Below are 17,790 nucleotides of genomic sequence, written 5' to 3'. Positions count from 1 at the left end.
GGCGGGCGGCGGGGCGGGGGAGTGGCCTCAGAGCAGACCCGACTCCTGGATCAGCTGGACGGAGGACTGCAGGTCGTCCAGGTCATTGAGGTCCACGTCCGGGGCCTCGAGGTCCTCGAGTGCGGGCAGGCCGGCCGGGGGCTCGACGCCCTCGATCATCGGGTACTCGAAGGTCTCCTCGACGAAGTACTGCTGGCCCTTCTCGGAGAGCAGGTAGTCCACGAGCTGCTGCGCGTCCGCGTCCTCCTGCTCGCCGACGAGGCCGATCCCGGAGACGTTCACGAGCGAGCCGAGGTCGCCGTCCTCGAAGAAGTGCAGGGAGGCCGTCATGTCCTCCGGGGCGACGCCCTTCTCCTTGGCCATCTCGTACAGGTAGTAGTGGTTGATCAGGCCGACGTCGATGGTGCCGGCGTCCACGTCGGAGAGGATCTCGCCGTTCTTCTCGCGGATCTGCGGGTTGTTCTCGGCCATGCCGGTGAGCCACTCGCGGGCGGCGTCCTCGCCCTCCACCACGTTCAGGGCGGTCACGAAGGTCTGGAACGAGGCGTTCGTGGGGGCGATGCCGACGCGGCCCTTCCACTCGTCCTCGGTCAGCTCGGACACGCTGTCCGGCAGGTCCTCCTGCGCCACGGCGTCCTCGTTGTAGGCGAGCACGCGGACGCGGCCGGTGAGGCCGACCCAGCGGCCCTCGTCGTCGCGGTACTGCTCCGGGATGGCCTCGAGGGTCTTCTCGTCCATCTCGGTGAGCACGCCCTCCTTCGCCGTGGCGCCGAGGGCGCCCGCGTCCTGGGCCAGGAAGACGTCGGCGGGGGAGGAGTCGCCCTCCTCGATGAGCTGCGCGGCCATGGCGGCGGTCTTGTCGTAGCGGACCTCCACCTCGATGCCGGTCTCCTCGGAGAACTGGTCCAGCACCGGCTGGACGAGGTTCTCGTCGCGGCCGGAGTAGAGGGTGACCTTGCCGTCGGACGCGTCGTCGCCGACCTGGGGGGCTGCGGAGGAGGCGGAGCCGGCGGCCGGCGCCGAGGAGGCGGCGGGGGTGCCGCCGTCGGCACACGCGGTGAGGCCGAGAAGCAGGGCGGCGGCGGTGCCGGTGAGGGCGAGGGGAGATCGTGCGATCACGGGGGGCTCCTGTGTCGAGGGACGCGGGGTGCGTCGTCGGCGGGCGGGGCTGCGCGGGTCGACGCTGCCGAGATGAGGTCTGGCTTACCTCAGTCGGGGACTGTACACGGCTTCGACCCATTCCGTCACAGCAGTATGACGTATTCCGATCGCGCTGGGGACGGCGGGCAGGGCGCCCGGTCGCCACGCCTAGACTGGCGGGCATGGCCGGACTGATCGTGCGCAAGGACATCGACCTCGTCCGCGAGCGCTCCGACCTCAAGGGCATCGTGGAGGAGTACGTCACCCTCCGCTCGGCCGGCGTGGGCTCGTTCAAGGGCCTGTGCCCGTTCCACGACGAGCGGACCCCCTCTTTCCACGTGCGCCCCGGCGTCGGGACCTACCACTGCTTCGGCTGCGGCGAGCACGGGGACGTGATCAGCTTCCTCATGGAGATGGAGCACACCTCCTTCACCGAGACGGTGGAGCGGCTGGCCTCCCGCGCGGGCGTGGAGCTGCACTACGAGGATGGCCAGGGCCCGGACCGGGCCGAGGTCGGCCGCCGCCAGCGGCTGCTGGAGGCCAATAAGATCGCGGACGAGTACTTCCGTGCCCAGCTCGCGACCCCCGAGGCCCAGACGGCGCGCGACTTCCTCACGGGCCGCGGCTTCACGCAGGAGCACGCGGTGCAGTTCTCGCTCGGCTACGCGCCGCAGGGCTGGTCGCACCTGCTGGAGCACCTGCGGTCCCAGGGGTTCCGGGACGACGAGCTGCTGCGCGCCTCCGGCCTGTTCTCCGAGGGGCAACGGGGGCTCTACGACCGCTTCCGTGGCCGGCTCCTCTGGCCCATCCGCGACATGACCGGCGCGACCATCGGCTTCGGCGCGCGCAAGCTGGACGACGACGACCCGGGCCCCAAGTACCTCAACACCCCCGAGACCGCGCTGTACAAGAAGTCGCAGGTGCTCTACGGCATCGACCTGGCCAAGCGGGCCATCGCCAAGGAACGACAGCTGGTCCTGGTGGAGGGCTACACGGACGTCATGGCCGCGCACCTGTCCGGGGTCGGCACGGCGGTGGCCACGTGCGGCACCGCCTTCGGCGCGGACCACATCAAGGTCGCCCGCCGCCTCATCACCGACGACGGCACGGGCGGTGAGGTGATCTTCACCTTCGACGGCGACGAGGCCGGGCAGAAGGCCGCGCTCAAGGCGTTCGACGAGGACCACCGGTTCCTGGCCAAGACCTTCGTGGCGGTGGAGCCCAGCGGCATGGACCCGTGCGACCTGCGCATGGCCAAGGGCGAGGAGGCGGTGCGCGCGCTGATCGCCTCCCGCCGCCCCCTGTTCGAGTTCGCCATCCGGGCCGGGCTGAAGGACCACGACCTCGACACGGTGGAGGGCCGCGCCGGGGCCCTCCGGCACGCCGCGCCGATCGTCGCCGGCATCAAGGACTCCGTGCTGCGCCCAGGCTACGAGCGGGAGCTGGCCGGATGGCTGGGCATGGACCCCAACGCCGTGCACCGGGCCGTCGCCCAGGCCGGCCGCGGGGCGGGCCGGGGCGAGCAGCGCCCCGACCCGGTCGGCCGGCCCGCACAGGACGAGCGGCCGGCGGCGCCGCGCCCGTCCATCGTGGTGCCCGTGGACCCGCGCGACCCGACTGCCCGGCGCGAGCGCGAGTCCCTCGAGGTCGTGCTCCAGCACCCCACGCTGCTCTCCGCCGAGCAATGGACGGCCCTGTACCAGGCGCGGTTCACCATCCCGCAGTACGCGGCCGTGCACCATGCGGTGAAGGTGGCCGGCTCCTCGGGGGCCACGCCCTCGCGGTGGGTGGACGCCGTGCGGGACGCCGTGCCGGAGGAGGTGGCCGGGACCGTCTCCGAACTGGCGGTCCGAGACCTGCCCGCGCGCACCGCCGAGGACGTGGACCGCTACTGCCGGGACATCATGAACCGGCTCTTCGCCCTGCAGATCGTGCACCGCAAGGAGGAGCTGCTCGGCCAGCTCCAGCGGCTCGGGCCCGAGGGGGACCACGACGAGTTCCTGCGCATCAACGGCGAGCTCATGGAGCTGGAGGCCAAGCGCCGCGCCCTGCGCGCGGACTGAGGCCGGCCGCGCGCGGCGAGGCGACCAGCACGACGGCGGCCCGCCTCCCTCAGGGGAGACGGGCCGCCGTCGACGTGGGGGCGGATCAGCCGTCGGTGGAGACGACCTCGCCGGTCTTGGCATCCACGAGGACCTCGTCGGCGTCCTGGCGATCCGCCTTGTCCAGGGAGATGTCCCAGGCGAGTCGGTCACCGTCCTCGTCCAGCTCCACCTCGTCGACGACCTGGCCGTCGCGGCCCTCGAGAGCGGCCTCGATCGCGGCGGTGACGTCCACCGTGGCGTCCTTCGCCTGGGCGACGTCCTCGTCGTCGGCGTCGTCGGTCTCCGACTCGGTGACGGTGCCGTCGGCGGCCACAGTCAGCTCCTTGACCTGGTCGTCGACGACGACGTCCACCTCCCAGCGCTCGTCCTCGTCGTCGTCGCGGTCCAGGGCCGTGACGGTGCCGCCCGCGTGCTGAGCCAGGACCGCGTCCACGGCGGCCTGGGCGTCCGGGTCGGCCACGGCGCCCGAGGACTCGTCGTCGTCGGTCATCTCGGAGGAGGCGGCGCCGGCGGCGGAGGTGGCGGCGCTCGCAGCACCCGAAGCGGCGCTCTGTGCACCCGAGGCGGCGTCCTGGGCGGCGCTCTGTGCACCCGAGGCGGCGTCCTCGGCGGCATTTTCGGCCTGCGTGCCGCAACCGGTGACGGCGGTGAGGGCGAGTAGCGCGCCCGCGGAGAGGGACAGGGTCCTCTTCAGGTCAGCCATCGGAGGGACTCCCTTCATCGGCGGTCTTCGTGTGCGTCGGTGCGGCGGGACGCATCCCACCGACCTGTCAACCCATGAGAACACTGTGCGGGAGTGCTGTGCCAGCGACGCCGGGCCGTTCAGCCCCTGGCATGACGCCGCCCCGCAGGGCAGGATGCCGTCCATGCAGCACCGCACCCCCGCCGACAGGCCCGCCGCCCGACCCACGCCCGCCTCGCTCTTCATGACGCCCGAACAGGAGTGGGCCTACCTGGACCAGGGCATGATCGACCCTGTGGAGCCCACCGACGGCGGCGTGGGCATCATGACCGACTCCGGTCCCCGGTGGTACCTCGACCGGCTCAAGGAGCGGCTCGAGGCCGAGGGTGCCCGCCCGGTCTGACACGGCCTGCGCCCCACCGCGGCGGTGTCCCGCGCCGACTTGGCGGCACACCGCCCCCTCTGCTAGCCTCTTCTCCGTTGCCCCGCGGGAAGCCGCAGGGCAACGCGTATTCCTCCGTAGCTCAATTGGCAGAGCATTCGACTGTTAATCGAAGGGTTGTTGGTTCGAGTCCAACCGGAGGAGCTTCTCAGAAGCTTCAGAAGCCCCTGCGCCGACCAGTTCGGTGCGGGGGCTTCGTCGTGTCCGCAGAATCTCCGGTCCCAAGAGGTCGGCGAGGGTGACGTCGAGCCACTCCGCAATCTCCATCAGCTCGACCAGCGTGAAGTCCCGAGCCCCGCTCATGCGAACACTTACGGCACTGCGTGCGATCCCGAGATGCCGGGCCAGGTCACCCTGGGTCAGTTTGCGTCGCGCGAGCCATGCGCGAATCTCGCTGGCGATGAGCTCTGATCGCTCGTCCGCCATCTCGTTGGCCCGGCGGGCCTCGGCGAGCTCACGCTTGAGGCGCTTGTTTTCCTCCTGCATGCTCTCGCCGGCAGGCACTGGTGCTGCCTGGTGGCCGTGGCGGTTGCACCACATCCGCAGGGTCTCCTCGCCAACGCCGACTTGCGGGGCGATGGCCCGGATCGAGTGTGAGCGAGGCCCTCCCTGGGTGGCTTGGCGTTCGAAGACCATCCGCACGGCGCGTTCACGCAGCTGAAGGGCTGTACTTCTTGGGCATGTTCCGATTCTCCTTCAGCTGGATCGGAACGAAACCCAGGGCGCTTCACAGCAGCGATTCGGTGGTGTTCCCGCCGTCCGTGGTGGACAGCACGGTCGAGCCGACGACCAGCAGTGCTTCGGTCTGCCCGTCGTCGGTGATGCCCGCTCCCAGGGCGGTGGCCGTGCCGACCAGGCGGTCGCTGGCGGTCCAGGTGTCGCCGGCGTCGGTGCTGGTCAGCAGGTGTCCCTCGGTGCCGGCGCCCACGGCGGTGGTGTCATCGGCCCAGGCGACCAGGTGCATCAGCTGGGGGGTGTCCAGGGTGGTCCAGGTCGCGCCGTGGTCGGTCGAGCGCAACATGCCGGTTTCGGTGGTGGCCAGCACGGTCCCGGTTTGGGGGGAGATCGCCAGCGATGCCGGGGCGACGGGGATCTCAAGGCTCTGCCAGGTGAGGCCGTCGGTGCTGGCGCGCAGTTGCCCATCGAAGCCGAGGACCCCGTTCGGGCCGGCGGCCAGGGCGTGGAAATCGGATGCGCCGCCGCGGGAGAGCACCGTCCAGCTCTGGCCCCGGTCGGTGGACTCGGCCAGGCCCAGCGGCTCGGGCAGGTCGGTGCCCGGCGCGGGGTGACCGGAGGCCAGATAACGGCCCTCGGGAGTCAGGGTGAAGCCCATGAAGTCCACGACCGGACCGACCTGGGTCAGCTCCCCGTCCTGGAGCCGGAACAGGCCCTGGTGGGTGGCCAGCAGCACCTCACCGGACTCGGGGTCCCGGGTGAGGGCGTGGACGTGGGTGATGGCCGTGCCGGTGCCCTGCGTGCCGGTGCCGGCCGCCGGGGATGTCGCGGGGTTCGGCGCGGCGCAGGCGGTGAGGGTGCCAGCGCCGAGCAGGGTCAGCCCGCCGGCGATCAGGGTTCTGCGGGTCAGGGGGGTCATGGAGCCTTTCCGCCCCGGGCCAAAAGGCGGGGCTTCTACCATTGTCGGCCGGTGACGCGCCGGGATGGGGCGGTTTGCCTTGAAGATTCGATGAAGATTCCCCGCCCCGGCACCGTTCTGAGCCGCCGGGGCGCGAGACAGAGCGAGACTGGACCCATGAACTCTGGCACTGGGACTGACACTGGGACTGGTCTGGCGGCCGGCCGGGTGTTGGTGGTCGATGACGAGAAGCCGCTGGCGCGCATGGTGGCCACCTACCTGGAGCGGGCCGGCTACGAGGTGGCTCTCACCCGCACCGGCCCGGCCGCAGTGCAGGCCGCCCGGGTTCACGAGCCCGACGTGATGGTCCTGGACCTGGGCCTGCCCGGGCTGGACGGGATCGAGGTGTGCCGGCGGGTGCGGGCCTTCTCCGAGTGCTATGTGCTGATGCTCACCGCCCGCGGCGATGAGCACCACCGGTTGGAGGGATTGGCGGTGGGGGCAGATGACTACATCACCAAACCCTTCAGCGTCCGGGAGCTGGTCGCCCGGGTGGGGGCGGTCATGCGCCGGCCGCGCACAACGGTGTCAGCCCCCGAACCGGAACGGGTCTGCGGTGACCTGGTCATCGACCTGGCCGCCCACGAGGCCCGCGTGTCGGGCCAGGTGGTGCAACTAACGCGCACGGAGTTCGACCTGCTGGCCGCCTTGTCGGGGCGCCCGCACCAGGCCTTCTCCCGGCGCCAGCTGATCGATATCGTCTGGGACCCGGCCTGGGTGGGCGATGAACGGCTCGTGGACGTGCACATCAAGAACCTGCGCCGCAAGCTCGACGCGGACCCGGCCCGCTATATCGACACCGTCCGCGGGGTCGGCTACCGGATGGCGGAGCAATGACCGGCCGGCGGCGCTACCAAGGATTAGCGGCCCGGTTCTTCCTCGCCCAGCTGCTGGTGGTGGGGGCCAGCGTGCTGGCCGCGGTGGTGGTGGCCTCCCTGGCCGGCCCACCACTGTTCCACGAGCACCTGGAACAGGCCGGGGCCGGACACGATGCAGCCCAGATGCTGCACGTGGAGCAGGCCTACCGGGACGCCAGTTTCTGGACCCTGGGCGTGGCCCTGGCCACGGCCTTGATCTGTTGTCTGGCATTGACCTGGCATGTCGCCCGCCGGATCCAGAGTCCGATCAACGCCCTGACCCAGGCGGCCAAGGCCATGGCCGGTGGACGGTACGACACCCGCGTGCCGGCCATGGGCGCCGGCACCGAGGTGGAGGAGCTGGCAGGGTCTTTCAACACCATGGCCGCACGGCTTCAGCGCACCGAGGACACCCGTCGACGGATGCTCTCGGACCTGGCCCACGAGCTGCGCACCCCCGTCTCCGTGCTGACCGTCTACCACGAGGCCCTGCAAGACGGGGTGTCCCACTGGGACGAGCCCACCGGTGAGCTGATGGGCGAGCAGCTGGCCCGGTTGACCCGGCTGGTGGAGGACATCAACGACGTCTCCCGCGCCGAGGAGGGCCGGATCGAACTGGACCGCAGCCCCCAAGGGGTCAGCGGGCTGCTGCATGCCGCGACCGAGGCCCACAAGGAGGCCTACGCCACCAAGGGCGTGGCCCTGACCATGGACGCCGATCCGGGCCTGGCCGTGGACGTGGACCGCCAGCGCATGGGCCAGGTCCTGGGCAACCTGCTCACCAACGCCCTGCGCCACACCCCGGCCGGGGGCCGGGTCACCCTCGAGGCCCGACAAAGCCCGTCCGGGGTTACGCTCAGCGTCACCGACACCGGGGAGGGGATCTCTCCCGAGCACCTGCCGCACGTCTTCGAACGCTTCTACCGCGGGGACACCGCCCGCGACCGTGACCACGGCGGCTCCGGGGTCGGCCTGGCCATCTCCCGAGCTCTCATCCAGACCCACGGCGGCACCTTGAGCGCCACCTCCACCACGGCCGGGGCGACGTTCACCATCGACCTGCCCACCAAGCAGCCCCCCGACCAGCCCACCTACCGGCGCACCCATTTATCCACCGTGAACACCGGCGCTCCACCCCTTGAATGATACCCCCGGTGGGTATATACCAAGAGGAGAGGCGCCGTCCGGCGCCGCCCTCAGACCCGAAGGAGACCGTCATGACCGAATCCGCCCGCACCCCGCTGCCGGGGGCCACCAACGGCTGCTCGTGCTGCGCCCCAGCCGCCGACGCCACCGCAGGGCGCCAGAGTGCCGACCCAACCGGGACGAGCGCCGGCGACGCGACCTACCAGGTGGAGGGCATGACCTGCGGACACTGCGTGGGCTCCGTCACCGAGGCCGTGAGCGCCCTGGACGGGGTGGACGATGTCCGGGTCGAACTGGTCGCCGGCGGGGCCTCCCCCGTCACCGTGACCGGGCCCGCCTCCGCGGACTCCGTGCGGACGGCCATCGAAGCGGCCGGCTACCGCGTCCGGATCTAACCGACCCATCCCCTCGAGGTCGGCGCCCCACCGCCGAGCCGGTCGCCGAACAGACCGCCGAGCAGAAGGAACACCATGAGCACCCCGCACCACCACGATCACCCCACCGACCAGACCGCCGAACACCCAGACCCGAACTCCCACGCCGGCCACGCCAACCACACCGACCATGCCGCCCACCACCCCGCGGACGCGGCCACCCACGGGCAGGCCATGCCCCAGGGCCACGCCCACTCGGCCCTGGACGAGGAGCACCAGGTCCATGACCACGGCAAGCACGCCGGGCATTCCACCGCGATGTTCAAGAACCGGTTCTGGGTCTCGCTGGTGCTGTCACTCCCGGTGGTGTTCTTCAGCCACATGGTCGGACAACTGCTGGGCTACCACGTCCCTGAGTTCCCCGGTTCGGCGTGGATCGCCCCGGTGCTGGGCACCGTGATCTACCTCTACGGCGGCGCCCCCTTCCTCAAGGGCGGACTCACCGAGGTGCGCTCCCGCCAGCCGGGGATGATGCTGCTGATCGCGATGGCCATCACCGTGGCCTTCGTCGCCTCCTGGATCACCTCCCTGGGCATCGGGGACCTGATGCTGGACTTCTGGTGGGAACTGGCCCTGCTAGTGACCATCATGCTGCTCGGGCACTGGATGGAGATGCGCGCCCTCGGCGCGGCATCCTCCGCCCTGGACGCCCTGGCCGCGCTGCTGCCGGAGAAGGCCGAGAAGATCGTGGACGGAGACACCGTGACCGTGCCCGTCGGCGAGCTGGCGGTCGGGGACACCGTGTTGGTGCGCTCCGGGGCCCGCGTGCCGGCCGACGGGACCATCCTGGAAGGCGCCGCGGAGTTCGACGAGTCGATGATCACCGGCGAATCCCGGGCCGTGGCCCGCACCGTCGGGGAGCGGGTGGTGGCCGGGACCGTGGCCACCGACAACACCGTGCGGGTGCGCATCGAGGCCGTCGGCGCCGACACCGCTCTGGCCGGGATCCAGCGGATGGTCGCCGACGCCCAGGAGTCCTCCTCCCGGGCCCAGGCGTTGGCGGACCGGGCCGCCGCGTTGCTGTTCTGGTTCGCCCTGGGGGCGGCGATCATCACCGCGATCGTGTGGACCGTGATCGGTCAGCCCACCGATGCGGTCACCCGCACCGTGACCGTGCTGGTGATCGCCTGCCCGCACGCCCTGGGCCTGGCCATCCCGCTGGTGATCGCGATCTCCACCGAACGCGCCGCCAAGGCCGGGCTGCTGATCAAGGACCGGATGGCCCTGGAGAAGATGCGGACCATCGACGTGGTGCTCTTTGACAAGACCGGCACCCTGACCGAGGGCGCCCATGCCGTCACCGGTGTCGCCGCGGCGCCCGGCATTTCCGAGGCCGAGCTGTTGGCCTACGCCGCCGCGGCCGAGGCCGACAGCGAGCACCCGGTGGCCCGGGCCATCGTCACCGCCGCCACCAGTCATGCCGAGGCCGCCCGGTTGGGCCTGCGCGGCACCGGATTCCAGGCCGCCACCGGCCGCGGGGTCACGGCCACCGTGGCCGGGGCCGAGGTCCTCGTCGGCGGGCCGAACATGCTGCGCGAGCTCACCCTGGACACCCCCGAGGCACTGGCCGCCGATGTCCGGGCCTGGACGGATCGGGGGGCCGGGGTGCTGCATGTGGTCCGCGACGGGTCCGTTATCGGCGCGGTCGCCGTGGAGGACAAGATCCGCCCCGAGTCCCGGGCCGCCGTGGCCGCCCTGCACGCCCGGGGGGTCAAGGTCGCGATGATCACCGGCGACGCCCGCCAGGTCGCCGAGGCCGTGGCGCGGGATCTGGGCATCGACGAGGTCTTCGCCGAGGTCCTTCCCCAGGACAAGGACACCAAGGTCACCGAACTGCAGGCCCGGGGCCTGTCCGTGGCCATGGTCGGGGACGGCGTGAACGACGCCCCGGCCCTGGCCCGGGCCGAGGTCGGCATCGCCATCGGCGCCGGCACCGACGTGGCCATGGAATCGGCCGGCGTGGTGCTGGCCGGCAATGACCCCCGTGCCGTGCTATCCATGATCCACCTGTCCAAGGCCAGTTACACTAAGATGATCCAGAACCTGGTCTGGGCCACCGGATACAACGTGTTCGCCGTCCCGCTGGCCGCCGGCGTGCTGGCCCCGATCGGCTTCGTGCTCTCCCCCGCGGTGGGCGCGATCCTGATGTCCGTCTCCACCATCGTGGTGGCCCTCAACGCCCAGCTGCTGCGCCGCACCGACCTGGACCCGGAGCACCTGGCTCCTCTCGAGCGCCCCCGGTCGCAGGCTGCCCTTCAGCCGGCTGCAGTTTCCTGATCTCGCCCCTTGGCGTGAACCCTCAACCCACCATGAAAGGACCCACCATGAAACGCACCATGACGCTGACCGCCCTGACCCTGGCCTCCGCCCTGACCTTGACCGCCTGCGGCACCGGGGCCCAGGACGAGAACGCCGGCGCTGAGGCCTCGGCCACCGCGACCGGCTCCGCCCCCGCCGCCACCCCCGCGGCTACGGACACCGCGACACCGTCCGCCACGGAATCGGCTACTAGCTCGGCCACCGGTTCGGCCGAGGAGGTCTCCGCCGAGCACAATGACGCGGACGTGATGTTCGCTCAGATGATGATCCCGCATCACCAGCAGGCGGTGGAGATGAGCGAGATGCTGCTGGCCAAGGATGAGATCCCGGCCGAGGTGGCCGAGTTCGCCCAGAAGGTCATCGACGCCCAGGGCCCGGAGATCGAGCGCATGAACGCCATGCTCACCGCCTGGGGTGAAGACCCCGTGGACATGGGAGACATGGGCGATATGGAGGGCATGGACCACGGCGGGATGTCCGGGATGATGTCCGAGGAGGACATGGCCGCCCTGGAGCAGGCCCAGGGCACCGAGGCCGCCCGGTTGTACCTGGAGCAGATGACCGCCCACCACAAGGGCGCCGTGGACATGGCCAAGGACGAGGCCAAGGACGGCCAGAACCCGCAGGCCGTGCAGCTCGCCGAGCAGGTCATCGCCGACCAGGAGGCCGAGATCACCGAGATGGAACAGATGCTTCAGGAGCTGCCCGCGACCTGACCGGCATCGCCGCACCACAATCCCAAGGAGGGCCCGTTCGGTGGACGGGCCGTCCTTGGAGGTGTGGTGCCGTCAGCGGATGATGGGCCGCCCTGGGTGAGGCCAGCCCCTGCTTCGACGGCAGGAGGGCCATCCCTTAGGGCTGGTTCGACGTGAAGCGCCCTGGGTTTCATTCCGAGGTCAGGACGCAACGGGCGCTGAATCCTGATCGTGAGTGTAGGCCGTCTCAACTTCTGCGGGAGTGCGGTAGCCGAGGGTCTCGTGGAGGCGAGTGGTGTTCCACCAGTGCACCCACCCCATGGTGGCCAGCTCGACCGCCTGCACGGACTCCCAGATCCGCTTGGAGTGGATGAGCTCGGCCTTGTAGAGCCCGTTCACGGTCTTAAGCCAGGGCGTTGTCGTAAGAGTCGCCCACGGTGCCCACCGAAGCGCTCACCCCCGCCGTGATGAGCGCATCCGAGTAGGCCAAGCTGACGTACTGGCTGCCGCGATCCGAGTGGTGCACCAGGCCTTGGCGGCCACGGCTTGCACCGGTGCCCACGAGGGCGTGCTCCAGGGCGAGCAACGGCAGCCCCGCGGTATCAAGGCTGCCCGAGACCGCCCATCCCACGATGCGACGGGTGAACACGTCAGTGATGAACGCGACGTAGCAGAACCGGCTCAGGATCCTCACGTAGGTGATGTCAGCGACCCACAACTGGTGCGGGCCTTCCGCGGTGAACCTGCGTTCGACCAGGTCAGGGCGGGTATCCGGCTCACCTGCCGGCCTCGTGGTGATCGGCTTGCGGCCACGGCGTACGCCTTCCACACCGGCGAGTTTCATCAGCCGCCCGACGTGGTCACGGCCAATCTCCCAGCCAGCACGCACGACCGCCTGATGCATCTTCCGTACCCCGTAGACCCCGTAGTTCTCGGCGTGGATCCGACGGACCTCGGGAACGAGGAGCTCGTCCTCCACGGCCCTGTCAGAGGGCGGCCGCCTCTTCGCGGCACGGTAGCTTACGTCGAGATGATGAACCCACACTGCGTCGCACTCAGCGTGCGGCAGATGGCCTCGACCCCGAACTGATCGCGGTGTTCGTCGATGAACGCGATCATCTCGTCGTGGGGCGGCCTGGCTCCGCTGCGAAAAAAGCCGAGGCCTTGCGCAGGATCTCGTTCGCGCGGCGCAGCTCGAGGTTCTCTCTGCGCAGCTTGGTGATCTCCTCGGCTTCAGCGGTGCTCAGCCCTGGAGCCTCGCCCTGATCGATGCGGTCCTGCTTCCACCAGTTCCGCAGGGTGTGCGGTGAGATCCCGCCGAGGGCTTCGCCCACGACAGTGCAGGCGACCCAGCCCGAGCACTGCTCGGCACGGACGCGTTCTTCGATGAGCTTCAGGGCACGGGCCTTGAACTCGGGGGTGTACTTCTGGGGCATGTTCCGATCCTCCTTGAGGAAGTAGGTCGGAACGAAACCCAGGGCGCTTCAGGTCGGGGTTGTTCAAGGTGCTGCATCACCGGGCGTGGGAGCGGGCCGGGCATACGGGTGGTTTCGATGATCGGGGTCCGGTGGTGTTGGACAGGCGTCGGGCGGTGGCGCCGAACACGCCGCAGGAGGACCCTGCCGCGTGATCCCCGCGGGGCTTCGTCGTCGTCGGGGGAGCGGCTCAGTCCCTCGCCTCCACCGAGCGCAGCACGCGCGGCCCCGTGGTCAGGAGCAGCCCGCCGAGGATGTTCAGGGGGATGACCCACCAGATCCACCCCAACCAGTCGAGGTAGTCGATGCCCGCGGCCCCGGAGTGGATGGCGCCGAACATGATTACCGAGTCCAGCACCGAGTGGAACAGCGAGCCGCCGCCGAGCACCACGGCGCCGGCCACGGCGGCCGCCACCCTCGTGGGTGCGTCCTCGGCGCCGGCCTGCATCCGGGTCATCAGGGTGATGGCCGTCCCCGCCAGCAGGGCAAACGCGGCGCCCTGCCAGCTCAGGCCGATCTCGAGGAAATGGTGGGTTGTCTCGGCCAGGTCCGGGTGGAGTTGGGGGAACACCAGAGCGATCAGCCCGACCGTGACCCAGCCGCCGAGCAGGTTCGTGGCGAGGGTGACGCCCCACAGCCGCAGCAGCTCGAGCCAGGTGCCCCGGCCGTCGACGATGGCCATGATCGGGTAGAAGAACCCCTCGGTGAACAGCTCGGCGTGCGCCAGGAACAGGGCGATGAACTCCACTGAGAGCGCCACGCCCGCCAGCAGGTGGCTGCCGGTCTCGTGCAGGGCGAGCGGGTACGCCAGCAGTCCGACGGTCATCTCCACCCCGCCGAGGAATCCGGTGGCCGGCAGGGCCGGCCACGATCGGTGCAGCCGGTCGGCACCCTCCTCGGAGGCCTCCCCGTAGGTCTTCTCGTCCGGCTCCTCGACGTCGTCGTCGGCCCGCTCGTGCTCCGTCCGGCCCTCACACCCGGTCCGCGGCGGTCATCGGGTGCCGCCCGAGCCAGTCGGCGACCTTCGCGTAGGCGTCCCGGCGGGCGCCCTCCCGGGAGAGGAACACGTCGTGACGCGCCCCGGGGACCTCGACGACCTCGACGTCCTTCCCCAGCGACGGCGCCCGCGCGGCGATCTGTGTGACGTCCAGGACGACGTCGGAGACGTCCGAGTCCTCCGAGCGGGTGCGGGAGAAGTGGCTGCGGTCGGAGTGCAGGACGAGCGTGGGGACCCCGACCTCGACGCCGCGGTGGACGCGGGCATGGCCGCGGCGGATCGCGCTCAGCCAGCCGGCGGTCACCGGGAAGGCGGCGTGGGGCTTCAGCTCCAGGTCGTAGTCCCACTCCCCGCCGTCGCCGACGTGCAGGGACTGCCCGTACACGGTGGCGGTCGTCGTGACGGGACGGAACGGCTTCACCCGGGCGAGGGCCCGCAGGCCGACCGTGAAGGCGGCGCTGCGCATGGCGGGGCGGCCCTGCAGGTCCAGCCAGGGGCTGTTGAGCACCAGGCCGGCGATCCGGCCGGTGCGCCGTTCGCGGCGGCGCCGGTCGAGCCAGAGGGGGGTGATGAGCCCGCCGGTGGAGTGCGCCACCACGAGGAGCGGCTTCTTGGGGTTCTCCAGGGTGATGACCTTGACGGCACGGTCAAGTTCGAGGTCGTACTGGCGCAGGTTCGAGGCGTAGTGGCCGTGCTGCTCGGCCACGCGGGCCCGGCCGCTCTTGCGCAGGTCCAGGGCGTAGAAGGCGAAGCCCCGGGCGGCGAAGAAGTCTGCCAGCTCGGTCTGGAAGAAGTAGTCGGCGAAGCCGTGCACGTACAGCACGGCTCCCTGCACCTCCTCGCCCGCCCGGGGGACGCGCCGCACCAGCACCGCGCGCACCTCGCCCTGACCGTCCGGGTCGGGGCCGAGCTCGAAGATCGTCTGCTCGTAGCCCTCGCCGAGGATGTCCGGCTGCCACTCGACTGCGGCGCTCATGCGCGGGCCCCCGATCCGGCGACCGCGAACTCCAGGTGCTCGTCCACGACGGGGCCGCGGCGCAGGGTCCGCACGTCCTGGAAGTAGTCCATCGACATCAGCCACGGGGCGGCGGTGCCCTGCCGGGGCATCGATTCCAGGGCGCGCTGCACGTACCCGGCACCGAAGTCCAGCAGTGGCCGCGTCTCCATGCCGGGGTCGGCCACTGCCCGCACGGCGTCCTGGCCGTGCTCGTCCATGTGGGTCAGGAGCCGGCAGAAGTACTCGCACACCAGGCCGATCTTCAACGTCCAGGACGAGTTCGTGTAGCCGATCGCCATGGCGAAGTTCGGGACGCCGCTGAGCATCATGCCGCGGTACGCCACGCTGTCGGTGACGTCCACGGGGCGCCCGTCGACGGTCAGGTCAAGGCCGCCGAGAAGCTGGATGGTCAGCCCGGTGGCCGTGACGATCACGTCCGCCTCCAGCTCCCGACCCGACTCCAGCAGGATGCCGGTCTCGGTGAACGTGACGATCCGGTCGGTGACCACGGAGGCGTCGCCGGTGCGGATGGCCCGGAAGAGGTCGCCGTCGGGGACGGCGCACAGCCGTTGGTCCCACGGGTCGTACGGCGGGTTGAAGTGCTCGTCCACGGGGAAGCCCGCGGGCAGGCGCTCCTCGTTGAACCGCCGGATGGTCCTGCGGGCCGCACCGGGGAACCGCTGGCAGAACCCCCAGATCGCCCGCTGCTTCAAGATGTTCTTGCGCCGGGCCAGGGCGTGGCCCCGCTCGTCACCGAACCGGCGGCGCAGGCGCAGGGCCAGCCTGTCCTCCCGGGGGATGGGCATGACGTAAGTGGGGGTCCGCTGCAGCATGGTGACGTGGGCGGCCTCGTCGGCCATCGAGGGCACCAGGGTGACGGCGGTGGCGCCGCTGCCGATCACCACGACCCTCTTGCCCGTCCAGTCCAGGTCCTCCGGCCAGTGCTGCGGGTGCACGATCCGCCCCTGGAAGCGGTCCCGTCCCTCGAAGTGAGGGGTGTGGCCGTGGGCGTAGTTGTAGTAGCCGCCCGCGGAGAACAGCCATCCCGCGCTGAAGAGCAGCTCCTCCCCGGTGTCCGTCCGCTCGACCGTCACCGTCCAGCGGGCGGTCTCCGAGGACCATGCCGCGCCCACGACCCGGTGGTGATAGCGGATGCGCCCCTCGAGGTCGTTCTCCTGGACGGTCTCGCGGAGGTACTCCAGGATCTGCGCGCCGTCCGCGATCGCCTCCCGCTGCCGCCAGGGCTTGAAGTCGTAGCCGAACGTCGTCAGGTCGGAGTCCGAGCGGATGCCGGGGTAGCGGAACAGGTCCCAGGTGCCCCCGGAGGAGCCGCGGCCCTCCAGGATGACGAAGCTCTTGTGGGGCAGCGTCCGCGTGAGCGAGGCGCCCACGCCGATGCCGGAGAGTCCGGCCCCGACGATCAGGACGTCGACGTGCTCGACGGCGTCGGGCACGGGGCTCGCGGCCTCGGTGGCGGAACGGTGCGGCATGGTCTCTCCTGGCGGTGCGGTGCGGGGCCCGGCGGGCCCCGAGGCGGTTCGGATGTGCTCGGTCCCACAGTCTCCCGGGGCGTCACGCCCGTTGATAGGGCGATCTGCACCTGACAGATACCTCCCATGATGCACACTGTCTCCATGGACGAACCGTGGCCCACCCCCTCGCCCGAGGCGCGCCGCCTCCTGCGCCGTGGGGCCGAGCTCGCGCTCCATCCCCGTCCGGAGTGGACGCTCGACGCCGCCGCCCTGGCCGGCACCCGCATGGAGGCCATCGCCGCCGACCCGGTCCTCGCGGAGGGCGTGCGCCGCACCACCACGGCCAACCTGCTGCACTGGGCCGCCGCGAACGTGAGGTCGCCCGGCCGCCGCGTCGCCCCCCACCTCGAGGCGAGCAGCCTCGAGACCGCACGCGACCTCGACCGCCGCGGCCTGGGACGCACCGCACTGGACAGCTACCGCACCGGCCAGGGCCTGGCCACACGACGGTGGATGGCCATCTGCTTCGAGCTCACCCAGGATCCGGCCCTCCTCCAGGAGCTGCTCGACGTGTCACTGCTGTCCATCGCCACCTTCATCGACGACACCATCGACGCCGTCTCCGCCGCCCTCGAGGAGGAGCGGGAACAGCTCCACGGCGGCAGCCACGCCGAGCGTCGGGCCCTCGTCGCCCGCATCCTCGAGGGGCAGCCCGTCAGCCGGGCGCGGGCCGAGGTCCGGCTCGGCCATCCCCTCACCGGCCCGCACGTCGCCGCCGTCGTGTGGACCGCTCTGGGGGCGGACCCTCTCGCACTGGAGGCGGCCGCCGACGCGCTGGCCCGGGCGGGCGGAGCCGACCGTCGGCTCGTCGTCGTCGCCAGCTCCGCGTCCCGCTGGCTGTGGCTGCCCATGGCCGACGTGCCCGCCGTGGCCGACCTCGCCGGGCGGCTGGCCGGACACCCCGAGGTGAGCATCGCCCTCGGACGGCCGGGCCGGGACCTCGAGGGCTTCCGCACCAGCCATCTCGAGGCCACCGCCGTCCAGCGGATGATGACCCGCGTGGCCTCGTCCCGGCGCATCGCCCGGTACGAGGACGTCCGTCTGGTCGACCTGCTCACCGCCGATCCCGCGCGCGCGGACGGGTACGTCGCCGACGTCCTGGGGGACCTCGCCGCCGCGCCGCCCGAGATCCACGACGCCGTCCTGACGTGCGTCCAGGAGAGGTTCAACACCTCCCGCACCGCCGAACGCCTCTACACCCACCGCAACACCGTCATCCGGCGCCTCGCCCGCGCGGACGACCTGCTCCCGCGGCCGCTGGCCGAGAACCCCGTCGACGTCGCCGCCGCCCTGCAGGTCCTGCAGTGGCGCGGGGCACGCTGAGCCGTCTCGGTCC

The 17,790-nt window shown here is 71.0% G+C and carries 17 protein-coding genes, 1 tRNA gene and 1 pseudogene; 9 read left to right on the top strand and 10 right to left on the bottom strand.

Features of this window, described 5'->3' with window-relative positions; translation table 11 throughout:
• Positions 1 to 27: 27 nt before the first annotated feature.
• Positions 28 to 1,119 carry an iron ABC transporter substrate-binding protein gene (locus BJ976_RS07940; protein ID WP_135029142.1) on the bottom strand — a complete coding sequence of 364 codons (1,092 nt, stop codon included), beginning with the start codon at positions 1,117 to 1,119 and terminating at the stop codon, positions 28 to 30.
• A 203-nt stretch (positions 1,120 to 1,322) separates the two neighbouring features.
• On the opposite strand from BJ976_RS07940, the gene dnaG reads away from it, so the two are divergent.
• On the top strand, positions 1,323 to 3,203 hold the full coding sequence (gene dnaG, locus BJ976_RS07935; protein WP_135029144.1) for a DNA primase: 1,881 nt from the start codon (positions 1,323 to 1,325) through the stop codon (positions 3,201 to 3,203).
• An 85-nt stretch (positions 3,204 to 3,288) separates the two neighbouring features.
• On the opposite strand, the gene BJ976_RS07930 is transcribed toward dnaG, so the two are convergent.
• On the bottom strand, positions 3,289 to 3,948 hold the full coding sequence (locus BJ976_RS07930) for a PepSY domain-containing protein (protein ID WP_167736914.1): 660 nt from the start codon (positions 3,946 to 3,948) through the stop codon (positions 3,289 to 3,291).
• Between the two features lie 163 nt (positions 3,949 to 4,111).
• Here BJ976_RS07930 and BJ976_RS07925 point away from each other — a divergent pair, with 163 nt between their 5' ends.
• Positions 4,112 to 4,330 carry a hypothetical protein gene (locus BJ976_RS07925; RefSeq protein ID WP_167736915.1) on the top strand — a complete coding sequence of 73 codons (219 nt, stop codon included), beginning with the start codon at positions 4,112 to 4,114 and terminating at the stop codon, positions 4,328 to 4,330.
• 110 nt (positions 4,331 to 4,440) lie between these two features.
• Positions 4,441 to 4,513: transfer RNA gene (locus tag BJ976_RS07920), tRNA-Asn, on the top strand.
• Here BJ976_RS07920 and BJ976_RS12250 read toward each other — a convergent pair.
• Positions 4,475 to 4,795, bottom strand: coding sequence for a helix-turn-helix transcriptional regulator (locus tag BJ976_RS12250; protein ID WP_368856540.1), 321 nt, complete (start codon positions 4,793 to 4,795; stop codon positions 4,475 to 4,477). The genes BJ976_RS07920 and BJ976_RS12250 overlap by 39 nt on opposite strands.
• Before the next feature lie 301 nt (positions 4,796 to 5,096).
• Positions 5,097 to 5,963, bottom strand: a complete 867-nt coding sequence (locus BJ976_RS07910) for a F510_1955 family glycosylhydrolase (protein ID WP_135029148.1) — start codon at positions 5,961 to 5,963, stop codon at positions 5,097 to 5,099.
• 156 nt (positions 5,964 to 6,119) lie between these two features.
• On the opposite strand from BJ976_RS07910, the gene BJ976_RS07905 reads away from it, so the two are divergent.
• The 5 genes from BJ976_RS07905 (at position 6,120) to BJ976_RS07885 (ending at position 11,474) form a co-directional block, all read left to right on the top strand.
• Positions 6,120 to 6,839, top strand: a complete 720-nt coding sequence (locus BJ976_RS07905; protein ID WP_135029150.1) for a response regulator — start codon at positions 6,120 to 6,122, stop codon at positions 6,837 to 6,839.
• Positions 6,836 to 8,005, top strand: a complete 1,170-nt coding sequence (locus BJ976_RS07900) for a HAMP domain-containing sensor histidine kinase (protein WP_135029152.1) — start codon at positions 6,836 to 6,838, stop codon at positions 8,003 to 8,005. Before BJ976_RS07905 ends, BJ976_RS07900 begins: the two co-directional genes overlap by 4 nt.
• 71 nt (positions 8,006 to 8,076) lie before the next feature.
• Positions 8,077 to 8,400: a heavy-metal-associated domain-containing protein gene (locus BJ976_RS07895; protein WP_135029154.1), complete on the top strand. Its 324-nt coding sequence runs from the start codon at positions 8,077 to 8,079 to the stop codon at positions 8,398 to 8,400.
• Between the two features lie 75 nt (positions 8,401 to 8,475).
• The gene (locus BJ976_RS07890; RefSeq protein ID WP_135029156.1) at positions 8,476 to 10,716 is read left to right on the top strand and encodes a copper-translocating P-type ATPase; all 2,241 of its coding nucleotides are present in this window, start codon (positions 8,476 to 8,478) and stop codon (positions 10,714 to 10,716) included.
• A gap of 47 nt (positions 10,717 to 10,763) precedes the next feature.
• Positions 10,764 to 11,474, top strand: coding sequence for a DUF305 domain-containing protein (locus BJ976_RS07885; RefSeq protein WP_135029158.1), 711 nt, complete (start codon positions 10,764 to 10,766; stop codon positions 11,472 to 11,474).
• Between the two features lie 180 nt (positions 11,475 to 11,654).
• Here BJ976_RS07885 and BJ976_RS12290 read toward each other — a convergent pair whose 3' ends face one another.
• From BJ976_RS12290 to BJ976_RS07865, 6 genes and pseudogenes are all read right to left on the bottom strand, one after another.
• Positions 11,655 to 11,852: an integrase core domain-containing protein gene (locus BJ976_RS12290; RefSeq protein ID WP_415783625.1), complete on the bottom strand. Its 198-nt coding sequence runs from the start codon at positions 11,850 to 11,852 to the stop codon at positions 11,655 to 11,657.
• 4 nt (positions 11,853 to 11,856) lie between these two features.
• A complete protein-coding gene (locus BJ976_RS12285) occupies positions 11,857 to 12,432 on the bottom strand; it encodes an IS3 family transposase (protein ID WP_415783626.1) in 576 nt (191 codons plus the stop codon).
• 136 nt (positions 12,433 to 12,568) lie between these two features.
• A complete protein-coding gene (locus tag BJ976_RS12280) occupies positions 12,569 to 12,889 on the bottom strand; it encodes a transposase (RefSeq protein ID WP_415783629.1) in 321 nt (106 codons plus the stop codon).
• Between the two features lie 229 nt (positions 12,890 to 13,118).
• A pseudogene (locus tag BJ976_RS07875) lies at positions 13,119 to 13,832 on the bottom strand (formate/nitrite transporter family protein); the annotation flags it as partial.
• Positions 13,833 to 13,899: 67 nt separating this feature from the next.
• The gene (locus tag BJ976_RS07870; RefSeq protein ID WP_135029161.1) at positions 13,900 to 14,901 is read right to left on the bottom strand and encodes an alpha/beta hydrolase; all 1,002 of its coding nucleotides are present in this window, start codon (positions 14,899 to 14,901) and stop codon (positions 13,900 to 13,902) included.
• Positions 14,898 to 16,412, bottom strand: a complete 1,515-nt coding sequence (locus tag BJ976_RS07865; protein WP_135029163.1) for a flavin-containing monooxygenase — start codon at positions 16,410 to 16,412, stop codon at positions 14,898 to 14,900. The genes BJ976_RS07870 and BJ976_RS07865 overlap by 4 nt, the downstream gene beginning before the upstream one ends.
• Positions 16,413 to 16,556: 144 nt before the next feature.
• Between BJ976_RS07865 and BJ976_RS07860 the strand changes: the two genes are divergently transcribed.
• The gene (locus BJ976_RS07860) at positions 16,557 to 17,777 is read left to right on the top strand and encodes a PucR family transcriptional regulator (protein WP_229667201.1); all 1,221 of its coding nucleotides are present in this window, start codon (positions 16,557 to 16,559) and stop codon (positions 17,775 to 17,777) included.
• The last annotated feature ends 13 nt before the right edge of the window (positions 17,778 to 17,790 follow it).

Source organism: Micrococcus flavus (assembly GCF_014204815.1).
Classification (GTDB): Bacteria; Actinomycetota; Actinomycetes; order Actinomycetales; family Micrococcaceae; genus Micrococcus; species Micrococcus flavus.
This window is presented reverse-complemented; position numbering and strand designations above follow the sequence as displayed.